At 43.1% G+C, this 21,299-nt stretch carries 21 protein-coding genes and 2 pseudogenes; 5 read left to right on the top strand and 18 right to left on the bottom strand.

Annotation, left to right across the window (positions count from 1 at the left end; genetic code table 11):
* Window positions 1-58 precede the first annotated feature (58 nt).
* Window positions 59-542: pseudogene (locus G9G53_RS21705) on the top strand (alpha/beta hydrolase); the annotation flags it as partial.
* A gap of 232 nt (window positions 543-774) precedes the next feature.
* On the opposite strand, the gene G9G53_RS21700 reads toward G9G53_RS21705, so the two are convergent.
* Window positions 775-1,281, bottom strand: a complete 507-nt coding sequence (locus G9G53_RS21700) for a hypothetical protein (protein ID WP_165150154.1) — start codon at window positions 1,279-1,281, stop codon at window positions 775-777.
* A 15-nt stretch (window positions 1,282-1,296) separates the two neighbouring features.
* Complete coding sequence (locus G9G53_RS26595; protein ID WP_238437987.1) at window positions 1,297-2,574, bottom strand: WXG100 family type VII secretion target; 1,278 nt, start codon at window positions 2,572-2,574, stop codon at window positions 1,297-1,299.
* A 252-nt stretch (window positions 2,575-2,826) separates the two neighbouring features.
* On the opposite strand from G9G53_RS26595, the gene G9G53_RS26590 reads away from it, so the two are divergent.
* On the top strand, window positions 2,827-2,982 hold the full coding sequence (locus G9G53_RS26590) for a hypothetical protein (protein WP_238437986.1): 156 nt from the start codon (window positions 2,827-2,829) through the stop codon (window positions 2,980-2,982).
* A gap of 641 nt (window positions 2,983-3,623) precedes the next feature.
* On the opposite strand, the gene G9G53_RS21685 is transcribed toward G9G53_RS26590, so the two are convergent.
* Window positions 3,624-4,064: a hypothetical protein gene (locus G9G53_RS21685; protein WP_155271725.1), complete on the bottom strand. Its 441-nt coding sequence runs from the start codon at window positions 4,062-4,064 to the stop codon at window positions 3,624-3,626.
* A 282-nt stretch (window positions 4,065-4,346) separates the two neighbouring features.
* Here G9G53_RS21685 and G9G53_RS21680 point away from each other — a divergent pair, with 282 nt between their 5' ends.
* Window positions 4,347-4,928 carry a tyrosine-type recombinase/integrase gene (locus G9G53_RS21680; protein WP_165150152.1) on the top strand — a complete coding sequence of 194 codons (582 nt, stop codon included), beginning with the start codon at window positions 4,347-4,349 and terminating at the stop codon, window positions 4,926-4,928.
* A 331-nt stretch (window positions 4,929-5,259) separates the two neighbouring features.
* On the opposite strand, the gene G9G53_RS21675 is transcribed toward G9G53_RS21680, so the two are convergent.
* The 13 genes from G9G53_RS21675 to G9G53_RS21615 form a co-directional block, all read right to left on the bottom strand.
* Entirely contained in the window at window positions 5,260-6,420 is a 1,161-nt protein-coding gene (locus G9G53_RS21675; RefSeq protein WP_165150150.1) for a hypothetical protein, read from the bottom strand.
* A complete protein-coding gene (locus G9G53_RS21670; protein WP_165181872.1) occupies window positions 6,395-7,321 on the bottom strand; it encodes an electron transfer flavoprotein subunit alpha/FixB family protein in 927 nt (308 codons plus the stop codon). Before G9G53_RS21670 ends, G9G53_RS21675 begins: the two co-directional genes overlap by 26 nt.
* Before the next feature lie 113 nt (window positions 7,322-7,434).
* The gene (locus tag G9G53_RS21665; RefSeq protein WP_165150146.1) at window positions 7,435-8,199 is read right to left on the bottom strand and encodes an electron transfer flavoprotein subunit beta/FixA family protein; all 765 of its coding nucleotides are present in this window, start codon (window positions 8,197-8,199) and stop codon (window positions 7,435-7,437) included.
* Window positions 8,199-9,377 (bottom strand): acyl-CoA dehydrogenase family protein, encoded by a 1,179-nt coding sequence (locus G9G53_RS21660; RefSeq protein ID WP_165150144.1) that lies wholly within the window; start codon window positions 9,375-9,377, stop codon window positions 8,199-8,201. Before G9G53_RS21660 ends, G9G53_RS21665 begins: the two co-directional genes overlap by 1 nt.
* A 27-nt stretch (window positions 9,378-9,404) precedes the next feature.
* Complete coding sequence (locus G9G53_RS21655) at window positions 9,405-9,653, bottom strand: acyl carrier protein (RefSeq protein ID WP_165150143.1); 249 nt, start codon at window positions 9,651-9,653, stop codon at window positions 9,405-9,407.
* Between the two features lie 3 nt (window positions 9,654-9,656).
* Window positions 9,657-10,583 (bottom strand): cysteine synthase A, encoded by a 927-nt coding sequence (gene cysK / locus G9G53_RS21650; protein ID WP_165150141.1) that lies wholly within the window; start codon window positions 10,581-10,583, stop codon window positions 9,657-9,659.
* Window positions 10,570-12,207, bottom strand: coding sequence for a radical SAM protein (locus G9G53_RS21645; protein ID WP_165150139.1), 1,638 nt, complete (start codon window positions 12,205-12,207; stop codon window positions 10,570-10,572). Before G9G53_RS21645 ends, cysK begins: the two co-directional genes overlap by 14 nt.
* Window positions 12,204-13,607: a coproporphyrinogen-III oxidase family protein gene (locus G9G53_RS21640; protein WP_165150137.1), complete on the bottom strand. Its 1,404-nt coding sequence runs from the start codon at window positions 13,605-13,607 to the stop codon at window positions 12,204-12,206. Before G9G53_RS21640 ends, G9G53_RS21645 begins: the two co-directional genes overlap by 4 nt.
* A gap of 42 nt (window positions 13,608-13,649) precedes the next feature.
* Window positions 13,650-14,462 (bottom strand): ABC transporter permease, encoded by an 813-nt coding sequence (locus tag G9G53_RS21635; protein WP_165150135.1) that lies wholly within the window; start codon window positions 14,460-14,462, stop codon window positions 13,650-13,652.
* Window position 14,463: 1 nt separating this feature from the next.
* Entirely contained in the window at window positions 14,464-15,270 is an 807-nt protein-coding gene (locus G9G53_RS21630) for an ABC transporter permease (protein ID WP_165150133.1), read from the bottom strand.
* A 24-nt stretch (window positions 15,271-15,294) separates the two neighbouring features.
* A complete protein-coding gene (locus G9G53_RS21625; RefSeq protein WP_165150131.1) occupies window positions 15,295-16,272 on the bottom strand; it encodes an ABC transporter ATP-binding protein in 978 nt (325 codons plus the stop codon).
* Window positions 16,273-16,322: 50 nt separating this feature from the next.
* Window positions 16,323-17,318, bottom strand: a complete 996-nt coding sequence (locus G9G53_RS21620) for a BtrH N-terminal domain-containing protein (RefSeq protein ID WP_238437992.1) — start codon at window positions 17,316-17,318, stop codon at window positions 16,323-16,325.
* A 1-nt stretch (window position 17,319) separates the two neighbouring features.
* Window positions 17,320-17,880, bottom strand: coding sequence for a hypothetical protein (locus G9G53_RS21615; RefSeq protein ID WP_165150127.1), 561 nt, complete (start codon window positions 17,878-17,880; stop codon window positions 17,320-17,322).
* 176 nt (window positions 17,881-18,056) lie between these two features.
* Between G9G53_RS21615 and G9G53_RS21610 the strand changes: the two are divergent.
* Window positions 18,057-18,272 (top strand): annotated as a pseudogene (locus tag G9G53_RS21610) (transposase); the annotation flags it as partial.
* Window positions 18,273-18,568: 296 nt separating this feature from the next.
* Window positions 18,569-19,902 (top strand): IS3 family transposase gene (locus G9G53_RS21605; protein ID WP_238437985.1). Its coding sequence is split into 2 segments (ribosomal slippage): window positions 18,569-18,959 and window positions 18,959-19,902, totalling 1,335 coding nucleotides; the frame shifts between segments, so codons are not numbered across the junction.
* Window positions 19,903-20,046: 144 nt separating this feature from the next.
* On the opposite strand, the gene G9G53_RS21600 is transcribed toward G9G53_RS21605, so the two are convergent.
* Together G9G53_RS21600 and G9G53_RS21595 are read right to left on the bottom strand one after the other, a co-directional pair.
* The gene (locus G9G53_RS21600; RefSeq protein WP_238437984.1) at window positions 20,047-20,784 is read right to left on the bottom strand and encodes a hypothetical protein; all 738 of its coding nucleotides are present in this window, start codon (window positions 20,782-20,784) and stop codon (window positions 20,047-20,049) included.
* 325 nt (window positions 20,785-21,109) lie between these two features.
* On the bottom strand, window positions 21,110-21,283 hold the full coding sequence (locus G9G53_RS21595) for a hypothetical protein (RefSeq protein ID WP_165150121.1): 174 nt from the start codon (window positions 21,281-21,283) through the stop codon (window positions 21,110-21,112).
* Window positions 21,284-21,299 lie beyond the last annotated feature (16 nt).

Below are 21,299 nucleotides of genomic sequence, written 5' to 3'. Positions count from 1 at the left end.
GGATACTTTCAGCTCTTAAAACTTACAAATTATTGAAGCGATTATTGGCAAGTACAGTTATTTAGCTATGCGTGCAGCAGCCTTCGAAAAGAGAATCGATAAAGTAGTTGCTTTTAACATTTTCTATTGTGGTTTAGATGCCTTAAAAATGGGAATGCCAGAAGAAACTTACCAGAGCATAGTGCAGTTAGTCGATTGTAATGAAGTAGATCAAGTGAATTCATTATTCGAACAGATGATGACTCACAATATTGATTTGCATTGGAAGATTACCAAAGGGATGGAAAACACCGGTGAAGCAACGCCTTTTGATCTCATTAAAAATTTCGAAAAGCACACGATGTAAGGCATTGGGGCGTTCATTAATCAAGATGTTCTTTTACTAGCTGGAGAAGATGATCAATACGTACCCATTAGCCGACTCGCTCAAATCCAACAAGAATTAATCAATGCTGCTTCCATTACAAGAAACAGGTGGTGAGCAACATTGCCAAGCAGGTCACAGGGAGTTAGCATTTAATGAAATGAAGAATTTCCTATAACAAAGAGGGATGAATATTTAGTTTTTACCATATGAGAATTTAGAACACTAACATTCCATCAATGAAATGTACGTGTGGTTCCCCAACCAGCTTTACTCAATAGGTAAAAAGATGGGTTTGTTATACGTTTGAAAGTGCTTTGGTATACTTAGATTCACAAAAAAAGCCAGAACGCATTTTGTTTACGTTCTGGCTTCGTTTATTTCAGTTAATGAATATTTTCACATCTATTTCATTTACATTCACTATCTAAATTATTCAAAGCTTTATCACTAATATCATTAATAGGAATGTTTAAATTACGCCAATAGTTCAAAGGATAAGCGGACTTACCCACAAGCATTTCACCTTGACGTATATAAAAACTCCCCCCCCTTTCAAGGAATTTAATTATCGGTTCATACAAATCTACATGGTCTAATGCTTCTTTGATTCCTTGATCAGCTAATGCGGAAATTTCCAAGTAACAGTAACTCAAAGCTTTGATATATATGTTCTCTAGCTTTTCAAGTTTGGGGCACACTTTAGATATATCAAGGTTAACTGTTTTTCCAAGCACACTAGCGATACTAAATATGGGATACTTATCGACAGAAACAGATGCAGATTCTATAAATGCATTGACTCTTCTGAAATATTCACTGACCAAAATATGGTGTGAATCACACAGCTGATCCCCTAAACTTTCAAAATGAATTGAAGACAAACGCTCTACAGCTTGATTAAGTATTCTTCCCAAATGGTTTAACCTCGCTTATTTAAACATATTTTTAAAGTAATAATCTTCATAGCCTGGAAAGGATTTATTGGGTTGAGAAGGGGCATTTTCGTGAGCACCGGGCGGATAACCTTCGTAGGTTCCCTTTTCTTGATTCCAAGATTCAAGCGTGCGGTACTTCTGCCCTTCTGCCATTAATTTACGTTCTGTTAGCTCATGTTCAGCCAATTGCTTGAACCATGTTTTTTGTTCAGGAGATAGCTCTCCTTTTTGGGCTGTTTTCCATGCAAAAGCAATCTCATCATCAGCAGTAAATCGTTCAAGCCTAAATTCTATTCCTCCCGGTTGAGGTACTTCATGCTTACCAAAAAATAAATGCTTTTTCATAGTTCTTATTTCATCAATACTAAGACTTGTATTACGAGCAACCTCCTCAATATCCTTCATCTTTAATTTTCTTATTGATTGGTACTCTGCTTCTGCAAATGTATCATAATCCTTTGAGCCAGCACCAGTAAAGCCTTTTCCATCTCTTGTCTCTGTGTTAAAAGTAGGGTGCTGTTCGCTTTCTTTTAAAATATTTGTACTTTTAGCACCTTCATACTTAACAGATCCCTCCAAAATATTCTTGGGCTTAATCAGCGCTTTAGTTGTCGTAGAACCTATCATCAAACTAGCCGTACCAATCAAATTTGCCATATGTTCTTTTGACCATGCATTTGTGGGATTAAATGCTCCCTGAATCATGCCCGTTACACCAAATGTACCGAAATTGAGCATATCATTCCATGAATCGTTTTGTTTAGCTGCCCGTTCCATGTACCCTTGATACATTCCCTTCGGAATGCCGTACGACATATAATCTAGGAAGCTCCATACTGAATCAAATTTTTTCTCATATCGTTCTGAATTAGCTGCTACAAAATCCTGACCAAGCTCCGTTAAGCTATCCGCCGATTTCTGGAGCGCATTTCGTGTATCTGCAACAGGAACTGCGCAAGTATTCGGTGGAGGTGGCAAGCAACCTGGGTCTAGATTCCCATCCTCCATCATATCTGCTAATCTAAATTTATTTGCATGCTGCCGTAGTTCTCTAGCAATCGAATCTGTTAGTGTAACAAAGTCAGCCATATTCTTCTGAGATGTTTGGAAACTATAATAGAATTGCTCCTTTGTTATCCCCTCCCAAAATCGTTCCATAAACGAAATTTGCTGCGATAACTGACTATTCATTTGCATCGCCGTTTGCTGCGCAAGCTCAAATTTCTTAGAGACAGTTATAAGTTGTTCAGGTGTCACTTTAATTGTTGTCATAATTTACCTCGGTTGAGTTCATTAAGACATAATAACATTATTCAAATTTATGGAAAACCATCTTTATTACTAATTGTTATATGAATTAGAAGACTTAATCCCTACGACCTCTGACTTATATTTATTAAATACAGCTCCTCCTCATTATAAAGAAGTACCTTTCTAATGCCTCATCTTCAGCAGAATATTCGAAATATATATCTTATTTTAGTCAATTTACATCAAGGTAATCTCCCTAAGGAGCAGCACGCTATGACTAAGGGTTATCGAAAATTTTTATTGGAATATGGTTACCAGGAGGACTTAGTCGACGAAAAAGCAACCATCCTTGCGGTGGAGGAATATTTGGAAACAGTTCGTCAGAATCGTCAGATTGGCTTTGTACGTCGGGAAGCAGCAATTACTTAGGCGTATTCATATAGAGAGCATCAATCGACAAATGAAATATCCAAGCAAACGGAGAACATCGCCACATGCAACGTGAACAGGGAGGCAAAGCTTCTGGCTAAAGATCGGCTGCTGGAGCTTGCAATGAGCAATTTGTCCAGTATACAACGAGAGGTTATCCAGCGCAGTTATTTGGATGATGAGGAGAGTTTGATTACATTAGTTGCGGGGAAATGGGGATTAGCGAGGGCACGTTTAGGAGGATCAAGATCGAGGTATTGAGTATTTTAGCTGCTGCATTGAGACTGGAAGTGATTAAATAACAAACAAACAATGGAAGTGAAGTTGTTTGCTAAGCCAATAGAAGCAGTGGTTATATCAACACGTACGACGAATAACTAAAAAGGGTGGAGTTGATATAGTTTATCAACTCCACCCTTTTTCTGTGTGTGACGAGTTCAGTCTCTTTTCTTGGTACCGCTTTTTACTGTAAAAAACAACAATGATAAAAAGAATAGAGCCTGTGAAGTTTTAACCATCAACCTGATTCCTTCACCGGAATCTTTTATATCAAACAAAATATCAGCTATGGATACCAAACCTGTAGTAATAAGTATAATCAATGCGAGTATGTACACGTTTAGTCCCCCTTTTTTCCGATTTTACAGCAAGAAGAAGACAATAGCTCTGGATGCGGGTTCGGCCAACCACGCAGGCAACCCAACATATTTTAAGGCGTAAGCAAGACCGTCCTCTGCTGTGCCTGTGAAATCTACCATGATATCCAAAGCTTGCATTATTACTTGATAACCAAGATAATATTTCAAAGTTTCTTTTGCACCGTCGGTCAAAAGTGGTATCTTATCTACATAAATTTTTATCTGTTCATTCCAAGCACGTGATCCAATATTTTTCAGTTTAGAAATTAATTCTAACGCTACTTCCTTTGCGAACTTTGATCTCCAGCCTTGTGTACTTACTTCCCCAGATGGACGTTGAGTATCGACCATTCCAAGATTAGTGCCTACAGTTTTGAAAAGGTCATCATAATCAACTTGTCTTAATTCTTGCTCTACTCTTTCATCAACAATTCCATTTTCCAAGTCTATCTTAGTCTCTGAAGTTATAGAAGATTCTACGGTGTTGGCAACTCTCTTCATATATTTGGTATTTTCATCAATATACTAACATGAATTATATATACTTGTAAAATAGAGGGATATAGTAGTTGTTTTTTCCTGTAATAATATCTATTCATAGTATTTGGACAATAAATGGTTATTATAACCTGTGAAAAGAGACTGTTTATTAAATAACTTTTGACCGAATGATGGCCGTTCGTTAGACTTTTAGCATGATATATTTATATCATGGAAAATTAAATAGTGGAAGAATTTCGTCGTTTTGTAGCTTACGATTATGGCAGGCTACCTGAACTCACTAAAAGGCATCTATCTTGGTACGAAGATAACCGGGAAAGGGACACTGCCATTGTAAGTCTCATATTAGGCTCAGGACTTCGCGTAAATGAAGTAGCTACATTAACCCTGACAGACATCGATTGGGATTCAAAACGCGTCCTTGTGGACCGTAAGGGCGAGAAAATGCAGTCCGTCCCCTTCTCTATACGTTCGAAGCTGGACCTCGAGGAGTACATGAGAATTCGCAATTCGAGATACCAACCACTTGCTTCAGAAACGGCTCTGTTTCTAACTAAAGGCGGTAAACCTATGACGAAAAACGCGATGCAAAAAATGGTGAATAAATATTCACATGCCTATGGAAAACCTTTGAGTGTTCATAAACTTCGACACACTTTTGGAACTCAACTGTATAAAACTAAAAAGGACCTAAGACTTGTTCAAGATATACTTGGTCATTCTGATCCCAAAACAACGACACTTTATACTCATATTGGAAACGACGAGCAAAATAATGCGGTTGATGAAATGGATTCTTTTGAATAAAGTGAGCATGTAGGCGGTCATTTAGACCGCCTCAGGCTGTCGAGTTTTCGTATTATCATGTTAGCCAGAATCTCTGGTTGGCATGTGGTCGTTTCACTAAGTCCGTATGAGTACCGGACTCAGGCTGCTTAGTGCTGCTTTTTTATTACTATCTACTTGACAGAGGTCAGTTCACTACAGAAACGACGTCTTTCTTATTTTCTTTACAGATTAATAGGAACCAACAAGGTAAGGAGTTCATAATTGTTTCTTAAATCATAGACATTAGTACAAAGGACACCCTGCAGGCGAAGAACGGCTTCTTTGTGATGCTCAATCCTCATTGCATCGCTCACTCCCATCTCTTTGCAATATGCCATTCATCTCCCAAAGCAATTCCTTTGCGCACTTCGTCCGGCCAAGCTTCCTCATCGCATCCGTGCTGTAAGAGAAAAGCGATCACCCACCGCTCCAGTCCGAACCCGATACAACCGGAAGCGGTGCGCTCCTTGCCGTTCACGCTGAATTGAAACGCTTGGGAAAAAGCAGGTCCATGCATATTTAGCGAAGCACAGGCGATTGATGAACTGTCATCCTTAACGATCTTACACTCATATTTTAACCTGTTTCTGGCTTGCACAGTTTTATATTTTTGCATCTCTGGAACGATAAAAGGGTCTGAGGCCACTCTTATTTCAAAATCGAGTTCCAGTTGCTCCAACAGCTGCAAGATCCTCCCCGTCATATCTTCTCTGAACTCATATACGGACTCATCATCTCCGATAAAAACCACTTCCCTGACCGTATAATCCCTCAGGCGGGTCAACTCTCCCCAATTAAACCTACCTTCGTTTCGAAACACATTTTGACGAAACGTGTAGATTGTGTTTCCTACAAGAGTTTCTCCCCTCAGTTCTTCGTACAAATGAAAGCAGGCTGAGGGCGAGAAAGCGTACTTAGGGCGATCTAACAAATCAGCAAAATCGCCGATGCCGACTTGCTTTTGCAGCATACTTATATCGTCCATAGATTCCTTGGCAGGGCAACAAAACATGGCATACTGAGGCGACGTAGCCAGGTATCTGGTGCTGGTATATGTTGTGAGAGGCAGCAGCACAGGGTATTTGCGCCGATTCGTCTCATATCCTTCGAGTAGCTGCAAGAAACAACGGTCCAAAAATTCATACAGCTTCAGTGCAGATCCGGCCAGACTTATTAACCCTTCCCCGTATCTTCGCACTAAACCGGCCTCCATCAGTTGATCCTCCTTGTAATACAATGCCCTACGCTTAACGGAGAAGAGTACTTCATCGCTGGAAATTACACGATCATACGCTGTTATCATCTTTCTAATACCATGTAGCAGCTTGTGCGGCTCCGCATCGTCCTTAAGGGTCAGCTCGATCCGATCGTGAGCATACTGGATATCAACAATTTTCTCACCGGCAAAACCCAGCATTCGTTTCAATTCCTCATCTGGCTCCTTCTCAACGGGAACAATCACTTGCTTCATAGGTGGCCTCCTTCCTGTTAATTGCCATGTCCGCCAAAGCAGAGAAAACCTTCTCAGCATCGTTGATGATACTGATATCTGAATAGTGGTGGATAAGCGCCCCGGGGTCTTTATTAACTGCAACAACTGTCTTGCATTGCGCCGTACCCAGCATATGCTGGGTAGCGCCCGAGATGCCCACCGCTATATATAAATCCGCACGAATAGACTGTCCGCTTTGCCCGATCTGCAAATCCAGCGGGAAGCGCTGATCCTCTACTAACGGCCTGGAGCACATCAACGGGATGCCAAAATGGTCTGTAAATCGACGAATGGAGGATAGCGCGCAGTTAGACACGCCTCGTCCAACACCAATGATAACTTTGCTGTAGGCATTGGTTCGTCCCAACCATGTTCTGGATAAAACCTCAATTCCATCCGTTGTGCCGGTTGAGACGGTATTGGCCGTCAGGCGCGAGGCCGGAATCGGAAGCAACGAACTCAATGACGGAAGTTCGGTGTATTTTGGCCGAACTGAGGCGATTTCGGGAAAACGATTAAATGCAATCGTCGACAGCAGCGAATCATTGTCCGTTGAACGTGTATAAACCAAATGCTCGGTAACCTCGTCATATCTGAATTCGATCGCATCGGCAACAACGCCGGTATCCAACTGAACCGACAGCCAGGAAGTGATCGTACGCCCCAATGTGCTTGATGCTGCAAAAATATAATCCGGCCTGATTGCCCCGATGACTTCGTAAATTTCGTGGCAATATCGTGGGAGCGACATTACTTCGAGTCCAGTAGGGCCAACGGCATGAACCTGATGAATATGCACGCCCCCTCCTTCCAGAAGAAAACGCTCCGCCAATGTACTCGGACCAACAACATGAATCTCCGGAAGACAGGAAAAGGCCAACCTTGGTACTGACTCATGGATGATGCGGGCAAACACAAGCTCGGTATGCACAGAATTATCAAGGCAATCGTATATAAAAAATACTTTGTTACGCGGCAATGCCCTCCCCCTTTCTACAAATCCAAAAGTTGTAACAACAATTTGCATTGTTCTTCTGTGTCCCCCACGCAGCTTCGATGCTCCTTAACCTTTTGAAAGGGGGCCTTCGTACCAGCCAGCATTCTTGTATTCGAACCAATCAATCCGCAATTCTTCGGCATCAGGTCAATATCGGCATGATTAAGCTCACAGACGGATTTCCTGCGGGCTTTTCTGACATCGATCAGATTAATCTGACATAGCCGCTCCTCAAAAGAAAAGTTGCGATGCAGCGAAATGACGGCCGGAAACGGTAGCTTGATGATCTCTGCATAATCGCCGTGGTCTTGAACCAGCACCATATAATCGGTGCAGCATTCACGCACCTCGATGACACCAACAGCGAACGGAAGCCCCAAACGGGACGCCAGGGAGCCCGCGATATGTCCGGTCTCCCCTTGAGACGATTGCATGGAGCAAACAACAAGATCGGCTCCCCCGACACAACGATTAATCGCCGTCGCCAATGCCAGTGAGGTCGCATAGGTATCCGCCCCTGCAAAACGCTTGTCGTTTAGCAGATAAACCTGTTCTGCACCGTATTCATAGCATATCTTTAAATAATCCGCATGCTTATGCGGAGCCATCGACAGGCAATCGAACCTGGAACCCGGATGGCTGCTGCTGAACATCTTCGCGAACTTAACGGGGTACAGACTATAGTCAGGATTTGTCAACAGGCCTGCGTTTGATTTATCCATTATTTCGGTCGACAGACGTACCAAAGAGCATATTTTCATTAGCGCGTGATCCTTTCTCGGCCATCGGCTGTTGGAACCTCGGCCTTTACGCCCATCAGACGAGCTAGAATATCCATTTGAACTTCTGATGTGCCTGAATAGATTTTGGCGGCCAACGCATCGCGAACCTGTCGCTCGACACCGCTCTCGGCGCTATAGCCATATGCGCCGAAGATTTGAAGGGCATCGAGAGCCGTTTGGGCGTAGGTTTCCCCAACATGATATTTGAACATGGATGATTCACGGTACGTATTTTTTCCTTTATCCCGCAGCTTTCCTATTTGCCCCATTAATAGCTGACCAAACTCCAAGGCGACTCCCATTTGCACTATTTTACTGGATGTCAGCTGATAAGACCCAATTGTTTTATCAAACTGTCTTCGCGAATTAACATATTTAACGCACTCTTCCATTATTCTCTGCATAGTCCCCAGGTGGCTGGCAAAGACATAAGTTCTCTCCCATTCCATTGCCAAATTTCCAATTATCACGCCATCGCCAACTGCACCCAACAGACGGCTGCCGGGAAGGAAGCAATCTTTCAGCACCAGTTCCCCCATTGGGCAGCCCTTTAAACCCATTTTGGTAATTTCCTTGCCAATTGTAACTCCCATATCTTCTTTATGAACAATAAATGCGGACAGTGCCCCAAGCGGACTTGATGCCTGCTCCGTTCTGGCAACAACAACAAATACATCCGCTATGGTTGCATTGGAGATGTAGAGCTTGCTTCCCTCAAGCACGAAGCCGTTGTTTACTTCTTTGGCGCGCATATTCAGCCCAAAGGAATCGCTGCCGTGATCAGCCTCCGTAATTGCATAAGATGCGATCAGCGAACCATCAATAAGCTTTTGTGAATATATGTTTTTTTGCTCTTGATCGGCCACTCTCGGGAAAATCCCCTCCGCTACAATCAAATGGTTGTTGACCGCAAAGGAAAATCCGTTATCGGCGCATCCGTAACCGAGGGCATAATGAGCTGTCAGTGAATCCGACGCCGACTCTGCTAGTCCTCCTTCACTTTCAGGAATACTGATCGCAAACAGGCCAAAGTCTGCGCACTTAACCCATTTATCGCGGCTGAAAACTTCGTTGCCATCATTACTCAACTCCTTGCGCGCAAACTCCACTATGTTGTGAAACATCCGTTTTTGGTCCGGTTCTAGAAACTGGCTCATAACGTCCTCCTTTAAACGCTGTGGTCCCTACTTAATTTCACGGGTTTCACGCTCAATAACTGCCGCCATAGCGGAAACAGACTCGAAATTTTTCAGTTCCAGATAATTGTCCAGACTGATCTGATACTCTTCCTCCAGAAAAACAATTAATCTTACGATGGACAGCGAATCCAGGATACCGCTCGCCAGCAAGTTCGTATGCTCATCCCAATCCAATCCTGGGTCTGAGGCCAGCTCCCGTCTCAAATAATCACTAATGGTTGTCAATACACTCATTGTTCATCTCTCCTCTTCACAAAATAACTCTGTGCTTAGATAGCGTTCTCCTGCATCCGGGGCTATAACGACAATGTTGCCTCCGGAGCATTCCTTGGACAATTCAAGCGCTGCATATACGGCTGCTCCTGAAGAAATGCCCACGAATAGCCCCTCCTGCCTTGCCAGCCGGCGGGTCGTTTCCAGCGCCGCTTCATCGCTGACCGGAACAATCCAGTCGAAATATTCCGTGCGGGTATTAGCGGGAATGAAACCGGGGCCTATTCCTTGCAATTTATGCGGTCCTGCTTTCCCTCCTGACAGCACCGGGGAGCCAGCTGGTTCAACACAAGCAACCTTTATTGCAGGATTTAGTTGCTTTAATTTTTCCGCTGTCCCACTGATAGTCCCTCCCGTTCCTGCTCCAGCTACCAGCATATCGACCTCCCCGTCCATGTCATTCCAAATCTCCAAAGCTGTCGTCTCTCTGTGAACGGCCGGATTGGCAGGATTGCTAATCTGCCTCGGTACAAATGAACCGGGATGCTTCACGTGTAGACGATCGGCCTCCTGGAAAGATTTAGTCATTCCAAACACACCAGGGGTCAATACCACCTCCGCTCCAAGCGCTTTGATGTGCTTTATTTTCTCGGAGCTCATCGTATCTGGAATAACTAGAATCAACGAGTATCCGCGAGCTGCACATATTGTTGCAAGAGCAATACCCAAATTGCCGCTTGTCGCTTCAATAATCAGCGAACCCGGAGTCAGCTTACCGGCCTTTTCGGCCTCCCTAAGCATGTGGAGTGCAGCACGGTCTTTAATGCTCCCCCCCGGGTTCATAAATTCCAGTTTTAAAAATACATTTACCGAAAGTCCTTGCGCCAATTTGCGGAGTCTGACAATCGGTGTGTTGCCGACCAGCTCAGTGATATCGTCAAATACGTTCATAGGCTCTCTTCTCCTCATCCATCGGCCCTGTAAAACTCAACACCTGACTCATCCGCTCAAGAATTGCCGTGTCTGTGACCCTGTGCCCCCAATTTCCCGCCATAAGAGTGGATGCATCCTTCAGCAAGACTTTGATCGACTCCATGGAGTACCCTTTGCTCATCAAATACGGCACTCCCTGAAAACCGAAGTTCTCGTTAGGAATCCAGATGGCATTCTTCACATTCAGACACAAGTAATCAGCCCAATCCGAGGCCTGCAAGCTGTCCATCGTGGCGTGCTTCCAGTTAAAATCCTTCCCCGACAGCCCGTACGATTCTTTCATCTGATAGACAGAGGTGCTTGTATCGGCATACCAAAGATTTGCCGTAAAAAAGGTGATCCCGGCGTTGTCTATGAATTCGGCGGTTCTTCGAACGCTTTCCTCCGTTTCACCGGGAAATCCAACAAGGAAAAAGGCGAAGCTAGTTATACCGTATTGATTCAACAACGCCAGCCCTTTCCGGTAATTCTCAAGACGAGCCCGCTTATTCATATTGCGAAGCACGGTGTCGTCTGCAGATTCGAGCCCGAGAAAAACACCTGTACAGCCGCTCTCCTTCATCAGCGCAACAGCCTCTTCGTCGCATTCCTTCAGTCGGAAATAGCTGAACCAGCGGAAGGAGAACCCTTTATCTATCATCATCCGACACAACGCCTTGAAACGGCCCAGAGGAACATTAAACGTATCATCATTAAAAAGGATGAATCGCACTCCTTGTCGCTCAAGCTGCTGCAGTTGCTTCTCCAGCGTGTCTACCGTAGCTGTTTGAAATAGGCGGTTCTTGATTGGAAAATTGCAGAAGGAACAGTGAAATGGACAGCCTTTACTGGTACTCATGGCCACAATCGGGCTTGCAATCTGCCCTCCAAGCCCCTCCCAGTCAATGCAGTATGAATCAAGCTCTGATTCGATATCCTCGAAGCCATTGCAGCATATTTCTCCGTCAGCGTAACTATACACATTGTGAACTCCACTTAAAAAAGCGCCGGCCTCAATGCCTTTAACCAGTTCACAGACTGTCCGCTCCCCGGGGATATGAATGACATAGAAGTCGGCGCCGATTACGCGTATGGTTCGAGTCCATTCCTCCTGTCCGGATGTAGCCCATTTATTGTAAACATACAGACCATTCACGATGATTTTGCTCTCCGGAGAGAGGCTCCGGACAAATTTAACAATTTTGATGAGCGGCAGTGGATTTACAGAAGGTCCGATGCTGATCGCCACCACCTTTGGTTTTTGCCCCAGCAATTCCACCACGCGTTCCTTCTCAATATCAAAATGATTAACGTATTCCGTGAGAATCCCGTGCTTGTATAAATAATTAGCCAGAAAGACGGCTGGATAATACGGGATTTCGTTGACCGTAAAATCTCCTTGGCGAAAGCCTTGCGGATTAAGGTCAAGCGCTTCCGTCGTGCGAAGCCGGGAAAAAAGCTGGTTGTAGTATAGCATCTGTCCCTTATACCTTATATATTGCCGTCTGCAGCAGCTTTGAGAGATGGGATCGGAGGTCAACAAGCGTTCTGGAACATTGTACTCCGAATTTCCAATGACTACGCAACCAAGTCGTGTGCTCATTGTGAAAGCCCCTCTTTCTCCGTCCGAGCGATCGATTTCCTTACTCCCATCAAATCCTGATTGTATGCGCTTTTACCTGCTTTGACCGACGTGAGAAAAGTAGAGAACTCCGTCTCTCTCCATTTATCTTCGTATAGAAATTTTTGAATATTGCCTACCCAGTTGCCCCCTTCCACAGTGAGCCTGATATAATCTTCGTCTTCTTCAAGGTAACCTGAGCGAATCAGTATATTGATCTTGTCGAGAAAATCCGTGCGGTCCGGGAGGTCCTCTTGTTTCATCCGGAGCAGCGTAGGGAACAGGACAATTCTTCTGGTGCTGATCTCCTCCTCTCCCAAGCTCAGACCTGTCTCGACCGGCAGACGATTCTCTTCCACTAATCCGATATATTGCTGAACTGAGCAGACATTCCGATACGATTTGTTGTACAAAAAGCTGCGTGCGGAGGCTCCGATTCCGAGCATGTCCGATCCTTGCAAAAACTGTTTTAAGCCGAAATGCGGCTCTCGCTCCCTCCGGGAGTACGTCACCGAACAGACTCTGTCGTAACCGCGGCGTGTCATATCCTCATGAATATGCTTGACCATCCGGTATTCATTCGCTTTACTGGGTTTGAGTTTGAAGACATCCTTCTGATACACGGTCTCATAAAAACGGGTATTTGGATAAATATTCAAATTAAAGAAGTCAATAAAGTGGGGATCAAGCTGAATAGCCTGTTCAATGTCTGAAGCCAAGTCATCTATGGTCTGGTCTGGAAGATTGTACATGAGGTCAAAGGTGTAATTTGAAAAATGAAAATCCTTGAATAATCCGATTAGATGGTGGATATCCGTCAGAGAAGGCTTTAGCAGCAGTTTCTTGCGGATTGATTCATTAAAGGTTTGGACTCCGAAGCTGATTCTGGATACTTTATGCTCCATATACATCGCCAGTCTGTGTCTATCCAGCAAAAACTTGACATTGCCTTCAACTGTAATGGAGACGTCCGACGTTACCCGGAAATCGCGCTTGATGGCAGCCATAATCTGTTCAAAGTACTCATATTTTAGGCACGAAGGGTCGCCCCCACCAAAATAAATGGAACTGACCGTCGCATCCGACATATAGCGTGTGCCCGCATAAAACTGCAATTCTTTTACCACAGCATCAACATATTGCCTCATCATCTCCTCGTTATTGCAAGGCTCTTTATAGAACTGACAAAACGAGCAGAAGGATTGGCAGAACGGGATATGGACATATAGCCGCATATCGCGGGTAAACGATTTGTTATCTGTGGACAAAAAAGCGAAATAATTCGGGTCCCGCTCCTTCTCGTTATTGTAGATGCTCAGCTTGGGGTAGTCCCATACATCCGTGACTCGGTTCGAGAAGATTACTTCCTTTGCCTGGTTCATGCTCTCCACTCCTTAGATAGTTTGGTTGAAGCATAGAGCGCCTTAAGCGCCGGCGCTATTATATTTGGTGAGTCCCCAATTCCATAACAGGACAGCAACGCCGAACAACAGCGCAGCCACAACGGGACTTCCAAACTGCAGATAGGGAGCAAACAGAGAATAACTCTCCTGTTTGTTGAGAAAGTAAATCGAAGGATAGTAATTGACAAAAGCAAAGGGCAGCATAAATGTAAAAATAACCTGGATGAAGGAAGGAAAAGCTGCCAACGGAAAATCAATCAACGTACGTATGCCATCATATGAAGCTATAAAATTTACGACATCCTCATTGCTTACAATCCAGAAGGCGGTAGTACTTATGATGATTAACAGCGCGCCGTGAATGAGTGCGCCGCTTACAATGACAATGAAAAAGAAGACGGCCTTGAAAAAAGTCCAGTTTAAACTTAAATGGGCGAGGCTATAGATCAAAAAAAACACAGCGATAAGGAGCCTGCCAATAAAGGTGTATTGGAACTGGCGGTATATATAAAATTTCAAGGGATGGATTGGTCTGACAAGCAGAGTATCGAATGTTCCTGTTCGGATCATCTCGCCGAGCCTGACGCTCGGAGCCCAGAAGAAAAAGCCGCTTATGGCGTTGCACAGCCAGTTGAGGCTGACAAGAAATAAAATGTCATAATATTCCCAACCTTTGATACTTTGCACCTGTGTAAAGATGACCGTCAAAAAAACATAAAACCCGCCGATATTGATAATATTGGCAAAGATTTCGACCACAATGGAAAACTTGTACTCCAGCTTAGATTTCATATATGTCTTGATAAACTGCAAATACAGTCCGAGTTCCTCCATATTATCCTCCCTGAATGACTAGCTTCTTTTGCCCGAAATACCAAACTACTCTTCCTAGGACGAACAAGATTAGAATCCATAAAAGTTGAACCGCAAACGTATTGCGTATTTCCAGACCAGATAGCTTATGTGTAAAGATGGACAACGGCGCAAAGTAAATCGTCTTGAATGGCAGAACGTTGGACAACTTCAGGAAAAAAGAGGAGAAAAACCACAGCGGAATCCATGCGCCGGAAAAAATCTTGATAATTCCGCTTAAAATGGTATCGATCGGACCGGTTTGAACGACCCAGAACGCAATAATACTACATAAAAAACTAAGCTGGAAAAATATAATAAAACCTCCGATGAGGGATAAAGCAAATAGGCCCAGTGTTGCCCAAGAACCTGCATGCAGGTTGAAAAACAATATACCGAACACAAGCAGCGGAATACCCTGAATCATACACGAAACCAAAGCTACCGCTACCGTCTCCGTGAACGTATAAGTCAAAAAGCTATAGGGTCTGATTAAATAAAGGGCAATATCACCGCTGTTAATCTTCTCATTGACTGATTTCAAGGACGTCGATTGTACAGCAATAAAAATAAAATGGCTTACAATCGTATAAGCAATCATATCCTTAAGTGATATGAGGCCGTAATCGGTTGAAATCCTTTTGGAAAAATCATATCCGTACACAATCTTCCATATCTCGATCTGCACAACCATAAAAATCAGTCTGTTGATCATTTTGAGTAAGCTGTTCATACGATAGGAGAAGGTCACCTTAAAGGTGTTGACGAAAAAGGTAAGATAAAAGAACACTTTTGCGCCTCCCTAAAAACCGATCTAGTTTGTGTAAATTTGCTTGATAATTTCCTCCAGGCTGGTTTCCTTCAGCGTGATGTCTAGAACATCGAAATGCTTTATTATTTCGCTGATTATCGCAACCTTCTGATGCTTCAGAGGGTTATACACCACCGTTAGCATTTCGCCAGTGCAGTTCATTTCCACCGCGCCGTCGAAGATCTTCCGCGCTTCATCCAGCTTCAAATTCCGACAGGTGAACAGAATGCTGGCTCTTGTGCTGTACTTACTTTTTAATTGCTGCAGATCCCCCTGATAGATCAGCTTTCCTTGTTCAATGATCATAACCTTGTTGCATAAATTCTCGATGTCAACAAGATCGTGGGAGGTGATAATAAACGTAGTATTAAATTCCTCATTAATATATTTTACAAAATTGCGCATGTTCTCTTTATTGATTACATCAAGACCAATGGTGGGCTCATCAAGAAAAATTACGTTAGGATTGTGCAACATTGCTGCACACAGATCTGCACACATCCGCTGCCCCAAACTTAGCTGTCTCACAGGCTTGTCAATATAAGAATCCATACTGAACATTTCACGGAAAAGCGCTACTCTTTTGTTATAATCCTTGTCGGTGATTTTATATAACCGTTTGAACAGTTCAAACGTATCGGCAACTGGAATATCCCACCATAGCTGCGTCCGTTGGCCGAAGACAACGCCGATGTTTTTTGCATTATGCTTTTTATTCTTGTAGGGCTCGATTTGCTCCACCAGCGCTTTGCCGGAAGTAGGATATAGAATGCCGGAGAGCATTTTAATCGTCGTCGACTTTCCCGCCCCGTTGCGACCGATAAATCCGACCACATCCCCATCTTCGATCGAGAAATCAATATGATCTACAGCGGTGACGGTATGATAAAGTGGTTTGAAGAAGGAACGGGTTTGATTAAGAAAGCCCTTTGACCTCGCTTTCACCTTGAATTCTTTGGTTAGTCCAGAAACCTCGATCATCTAAAATCACCTTCAACAGTATGAATTGGACATTTGTCCATGATGTCGTGCTATCCAGCAATAGATTCGCCTACGTTTAATGCCTCTTGCTCATAGGATTGCGCCTCTCGAAATTTGTTCATCAATCGGTTGAACATTGCTGCTCGATCAGTGGCATAGATCATTTTCAAAGCCATATTAGATATTATCTTCCAACTTTGTCCACTAAGACTGTATTTTTCAATTAAGTGCTGAACATTATGGTGATATGGGATTCCCTCTTTTAAAAACTCGCAGTACAAATATCGGCTGTTGGCCACAAAGTTAATGTAATGATGAATTCCCTGTAATTCCTCAGCATAAAGGTCTCTCGGGCTTCGGTCTATAGCATCCAAATCCTCCAGCAAGACACTAATGCTGTCCAGCCCACTCTGTTCATGGAAATCCGGTACATAGTCCAAGACCCCGTCGCTTCCACTTAATAAGCTTGTGTTATGGCGGACTACCCGTAAAAAATTTTCTCTGTTCATGTCTTTACTCGCGTTCTCGCAATAAATCCATCTTGCCTTGAAACTGCCGTGCTTGTTGTTGATGCTCTCATGATCCAGACACATTGCCGCTTTTAAAATCCCGTGGCTTAACTCGCTTTTGACTTGATGATGATCGTCAAGAAACAGAAACCCATCATTTCTGTAGTCCAGCAAGGTAATACAATGCTTGACATGGTTCTTATGGTAGCATAGATGGTAAGGCAGCTCATAAGCATCTACAAACACCAGTACTGGCTCGTTGTCCTCGATGATCCGAATTACGTTGCTGATAACCTCGTCAACATCATCGCTTGATAATGTGTACAGCTCGACACCGTGAATCAGACGCATTTCCTCCTGAATGGACAGGTCGCGGGGGCTGAGAATTCCAATCGCATGGCCCGGGTTGGCATCGTAAAACAAACCACATATCTTCCACAAGGATAAAAACTTGGAGAAACCTTTATAATCCAAAATATTGTTCAAGGCCATGATATAGCAATTCTCACCGGGCAGAGGATTCTTGCGGAATTCCATCTCAAACAAGCTCTTCCCCTCCTTCTAATGTTAATGAGAACATGTGCATGCACATGTTATCCGGTAGCAAAATCTCGTCAAAAACAAGCGGAGATTGAAAACGAATCACCTGCATCCATATCACTGGATTCAAGGTATTAATCATTTTATCGGATCTGCATAGCCCCGTGCACCGAAGCCCCTCCTTTTCTTCAAAGCGTGGGCTGTCCGCAATCCAGTCACTTAATCCCAGCCTATATTTCGCAGTTGCTTCCCCGAGTCTGTAGAAGGTTATGTATTCATAAAAAGACCCGTTATCGGAGGCTCCCAATACATTCATCGCATTATATACACGCTGAGGAACAGCAATCCGTTGACTGAAGAATTCCACATTGTTGGGCTGCCTCTCTCTAGCAAACAGAATAAAAGGAAAGCTTTGGACCTCAAAAACATGTTTGTCAAGCTGTGGAAATTGCTCACCTGGGTAACTAGAGCCAAAACCTGTAAAGTCACCTTGAGCATTAGGATAACTACATCCTATGTTGTTGTAATAAGGACTCAAATCAACAGTAAAATATTCCATTAATTCACCCCCTCGGTTGTAAATAACATCCTAATTATAGCACTATTATTCTATTTTGCATTCAATATTTACCTTATAATGGTAGTGAATTTGAATATTCTGTTAACTTTTCACTTAAATAGATAAATCGGAGGTTTGATTTATGATGTGTATTCAAACAACAAAACAAAGTTAAAGATGGTAAATTAAGAAGGATGAAGAGCAATCGGGTGGTGCTAAACGCGATGTTGTGGGTTACCTGGAACAGGAACATCATGGGGGATATTCTAGACTATTATCCTTCTTGGTCCTCGGCGTACAACCGGTTCCGCCGCTGGAAAATAGCTGGTATTTGTGATCGGGTGTTAAAGCATGTAGCGATTGAAACTGATTTCGAAGAGTGTAATGGTTAATGCGACCCTTTTTCGTTTTCATCAGCATAGAGCCGGGTCATTTCGAAGCCACTAGGTGCGCGAAGCGTAGCGCAGTGCGCCCTCACGCTTTTAGCCGGGCGGAGCTGAGGCAGGGCAATGTCCGGACTGGCTCTGCCCGGCTGCGGCCGCCAACTGGCCGCACCAGACGCTGCTGTAGGGGCATAGAAGATTAGAGCAATCCCTCTGTAAACTGTACCCTATAGAGTAGACACTTTAAAAAAGTCTCTCCGTAGGGTACTTTTTATATATTGAGAAAAATGGGAAGTGGAACTGGAATGAGTAAAAAGACATTTACAGAGAAAGAAATCGAACAGCTTTCTAACAATCTTTATGTTAAGTCAGTTACATCAAAAGGTATTACATATACGGATGAATTCAAGAAACTTTTTATTTCAGAAAATAAAAAGGGCAAGCTACCGAGGGCTATATTTGAGGAATGCGGATTTGATGTACATGTAATCGGACTTCAACGAGTACGATCCTCGGGAAAAAGATGGCGTGCGAGCTTCCGGGAAAACGGTGTCTTGGGTCTGCACGATACAAGGAGCCAATCATCTGGAAGACCCCTTAGAAGGGAACTGACACTGGAAGAAAAGAACGCCAGGCTCGAAGCGCAAAACGCCTTATTAAGAGCGGAGAACGAACTGTTAAAAAAGATCCGTATGGCGGAATGGGGGCTGAAAGACAAGTAGATTGGGCACCTTGCCAGAAATATATTTTGATCCATACCGTTATCCGGAAATACGACCTTCATCGAATGGTGAACCATTTATGCAGAATGGCCGGGGTCTCCAAGAGTGGCTATTACAAGTACTGGTCTTCCGAATCAGCGGAAAAGCGGAAGCAACGAGAACAGGATGATGAACAGGTAAAAGAAACGATCCTGAAGGCCTTCCGTTTCAAAAGACGCAAGAAAGGGGCCCGTTCTATCAAGATGATATTAGAGGGGCAGTTTAAGGTTGTCTACAATTTGAAACGGATCCGGAGAATTATGAAGAAATACGGCATTGTATGTCCTTTCCGGAAGGCAAATCCCTATAAAAGGATGATAAAGGCGACTCAGGAACATCGGGTTGTTCCTAACCTTTTGAATAGGGAATTTAAGCAGGACATCCCCGGCAAGGTGTTACTGACAGATATCACTTATTTATATTATGGCACAGGCAAGAAAGCTTATTTATCAACGATCAAGGCCAGTTCAACCAATGAAATACTGGCTTATCATGTCTCAGAGAGAATCACTATGGACCTTGCGACGGACACTCTTCTAAAGCTGAAGAAAAATCGAAGATTTAAAAAAGCAAAGGGTGCCTTTATTCATTCGGATCAGGGAACACATTACACACATCCTGATTTTCAAAAGATGGTTAAGAAAATGGGGTTAAACCAGTCGATGTCTAGACGAGGAAACTGTTGGGATAACGCCCCCCAAGAATCCTTCTTTGGTCATTTTAAGGATGAGGCCTCCATCAAACCCTGTGCGACTATGGAAGAGCTAAGACGTGAAATTGATGACTATATGACTTATTACAACCATTACAGATACCAATGGAATTTAAAAAAGATGACCCCTGTTCAATACAGAGATCATCTTCTTCAAGCAGCCTAAGCCCTTTTTAAAATGTCCTTTACAGAGGGTACAGTTTATTCTTGGATCAGCTTTATTTTTACCACTCTAACGATTGGAACTTCATCATTAAATTGTGAGATTTTTTCGGTAATTATCAATCCATTTAATCGCTTAAATTCACATTTACCCTTTTAATAACTTATCTTCTTTAATAGGAGCGGTAATTTCTTTGATCTCCACTTCATCATTCAACTTTTGTAGGTTCATTGGCATGGAGTTTAAATACTTATACTCCTCAACCCTAACGGAGTCTTCTGTCCAATTCCCCTCTTTATCCTTTACAAAGACTTCTCTTTTTACAGGAAGCCCTGTATTAGTATCAATGGTTACAGTCTCTTTTTTAAGACTGTCTTCGGCAACAACCTCTTGAAGTGATGCGTCATTAGATTGTGATTGCGGCCGTAAAGATTTCACCCAATGTTGATTTTTCATCTCTTTTTTCTGTTCTTCCATGAGAGAGATATTTAAAATTCTCTTATTTTCATTAGCCAGGTTAGCAGGCAATACCCAGGTGTTCCCTACAAGCTTTCCTCTTATGTGATCCCTTCCTATAGAGGTTACTCGTTTCCCCTCTTCAGAAACTATAATTTTATTTTGTAGGACTCCTCCCACATAATCTTCAGTAATTTCACTTAGGTTTTTTCGATCACGGATTCTTATTTGATAAGAACTATCGGAATAAGTGCTTGAAGAAACAGATATTTTGATATACTCCACCTGACTATTCGTGGCTTTGTCAGCAGCTGCAATTGTTTCATTCTGTGCACTGACAACTTTATCTGTGTTTAGATAGAAAAAACCTGAAGCAACCGCCACTACTAATGGAACTGCAAGGATACTAGTTAATGTTTTCTCTTTCATCATCTTCGCCTCCTTTACTCCGCTTTTAAATTCCAGCCATTCACATATCCGTCGGTATGGTAGTCCGTATCAAGAACCCTCCATGCATTTGGATTACATACCGTTGCTTTTAACTCATCATCATAAGCAGGGAGGTGCTTCCCTTTAGGTTCAGTAATACCACTACTGCCCCCAAGATTCGGACATGCATCCCTATAAAGCGTGCTCGATCGTGCTACCTTTGTTGTATGTGTATATACGTAATTAAAAGGCCCTTATTCTGCAGAAATAGAACTTTCAACACTAACCGTAAACGCACTACTTGAGTTTAAACTTGACTGATTATTTATGTATTAGAAAGTTTATCAAGAGTACGTCTATATTTTCGACTTCCTTTTTTTGAAATTTCAAGAATTTTATCCGTATTTATGATCGTATGTCCCCGATCCTGGTCTTGGTTTTGGCTTTTCTTGTCTTCTTTATTCTGGGTATTTTCATGACGATTATCATTTGGATTCATATAGTCCTCCCCGTGT

Source organism: Paenibacillus sp. EKM206P (assembly GCF_011066155.1).
Classification (GTDB): Bacteria; Bacillota; Bacilli; order Paenibacillales; family Paenibacillaceae; genus Paenibacillus; species Paenibacillus polymyxa_D.
Note: the sequence above shows the minus strand (reverse complement) of the source record. Positions and strands in the feature narration are given on the sequence as shown.

Excerpts from the sequence above, each read along its gene's own strand:
- G9G53_RS26595 (WP_238437987.1), bottom strand. The coding sequence starts at position 2,574 with ATGACAACAATTAAAGTGACACCTGAACAACTTATAACTGTCTCTAAG.
- G9G53_RS26590 (WP_238437986.1), top strand. The coding sequence starts at position 2,827 with ATGACTAAGGGTTATCGAAAATTTTTATTGGAATATGGTTACCAGGAG.
- G9G53_RS21675 (WP_165150150.1), bottom strand. The coding sequence starts at position 6,420 with ATGAAGCAAGTGATTGTTCCCGTTGAGAAGGAGCCAGATGAGGAATTG.
- G9G53_RS21665 (WP_165150146.1), bottom strand. The coding sequence starts at position 8,199 with ATGAAAATATGCTCTTTGGTACGTCTGTCGACCGAAATAATGGATAAA.
- G9G53_RS21660 (WP_165150144.1), bottom strand. The coding sequence starts at position 9,377 with ATGAGCCAGTTTCTAGAACCGGACCAAAAACGGATGTTTCACAACATA.
- G9G53_RS21655 (WP_165150143.1), bottom strand. The coding sequence starts at position 9,653 with ATGAGTGTATTGACAACCATTAGTGATTATTTGAGACGGGAGCTGGCC.
- cysK (WP_165150141.1), bottom strand. The coding sequence starts at position 10,583 with ATGAACGTATTTGACGATATCACTGAGCTGGTCGGCAACACACCGATT.
- G9G53_RS21645 (WP_165150139.1), bottom strand. The coding sequence starts at position 12,207 with ATGAGCACACGACTTGGTTGCGTAGTCATTGGAAATTCGGAGTACAAT.
- G9G53_RS21640 (WP_165150137.1), bottom strand. The coding sequence starts at position 13,607 with ATGAACCAGGCAAAGGAAGTAATCTTCTCGAACCGAGTCACGGATGTA.
- G9G53_RS21635 (WP_165150135.1), bottom strand. The coding sequence starts at position 14,462 with ATGGAGGAACTCGGACTGTATTTGCAGTTTATCAAGACATATATGAAA.
- G9G53_RS21625 (WP_165150131.1), bottom strand. The coding sequence starts at position 16,272 with ATGATCGAGGTTTCTGGACTAACCAAAGAATTCAAGGTGAAAGCGAGG.
- G9G53_RS21620 (WP_238437992.1), bottom strand. The coding sequence starts at position 17,318 with ATGGAATTCCGCAAGAATCCTCTGCCCGGTGAGAATTGCTATATCATG.
- G9G53_RS21615 (WP_165150127.1), bottom strand. The coding sequence starts at position 17,880 with ATGGAATATTTTACTGTTGATTTGAGTCCTTATTACAACAACATAGGA.
- G9G53_RS21600 (WP_238437984.1), bottom strand. The coding sequence starts at position 20,784 with ATGAAAGAGAAAACATTAACTAGTATCCTTGCAGTTCCATTAGTAGTG.
- G9G53_RS21595 (WP_165150121.1), bottom strand. The coding sequence starts at position 21,283 with ATGAATCCAAATGATAATCGTCATGAAAATACCCAGAATAAAGAAGAC.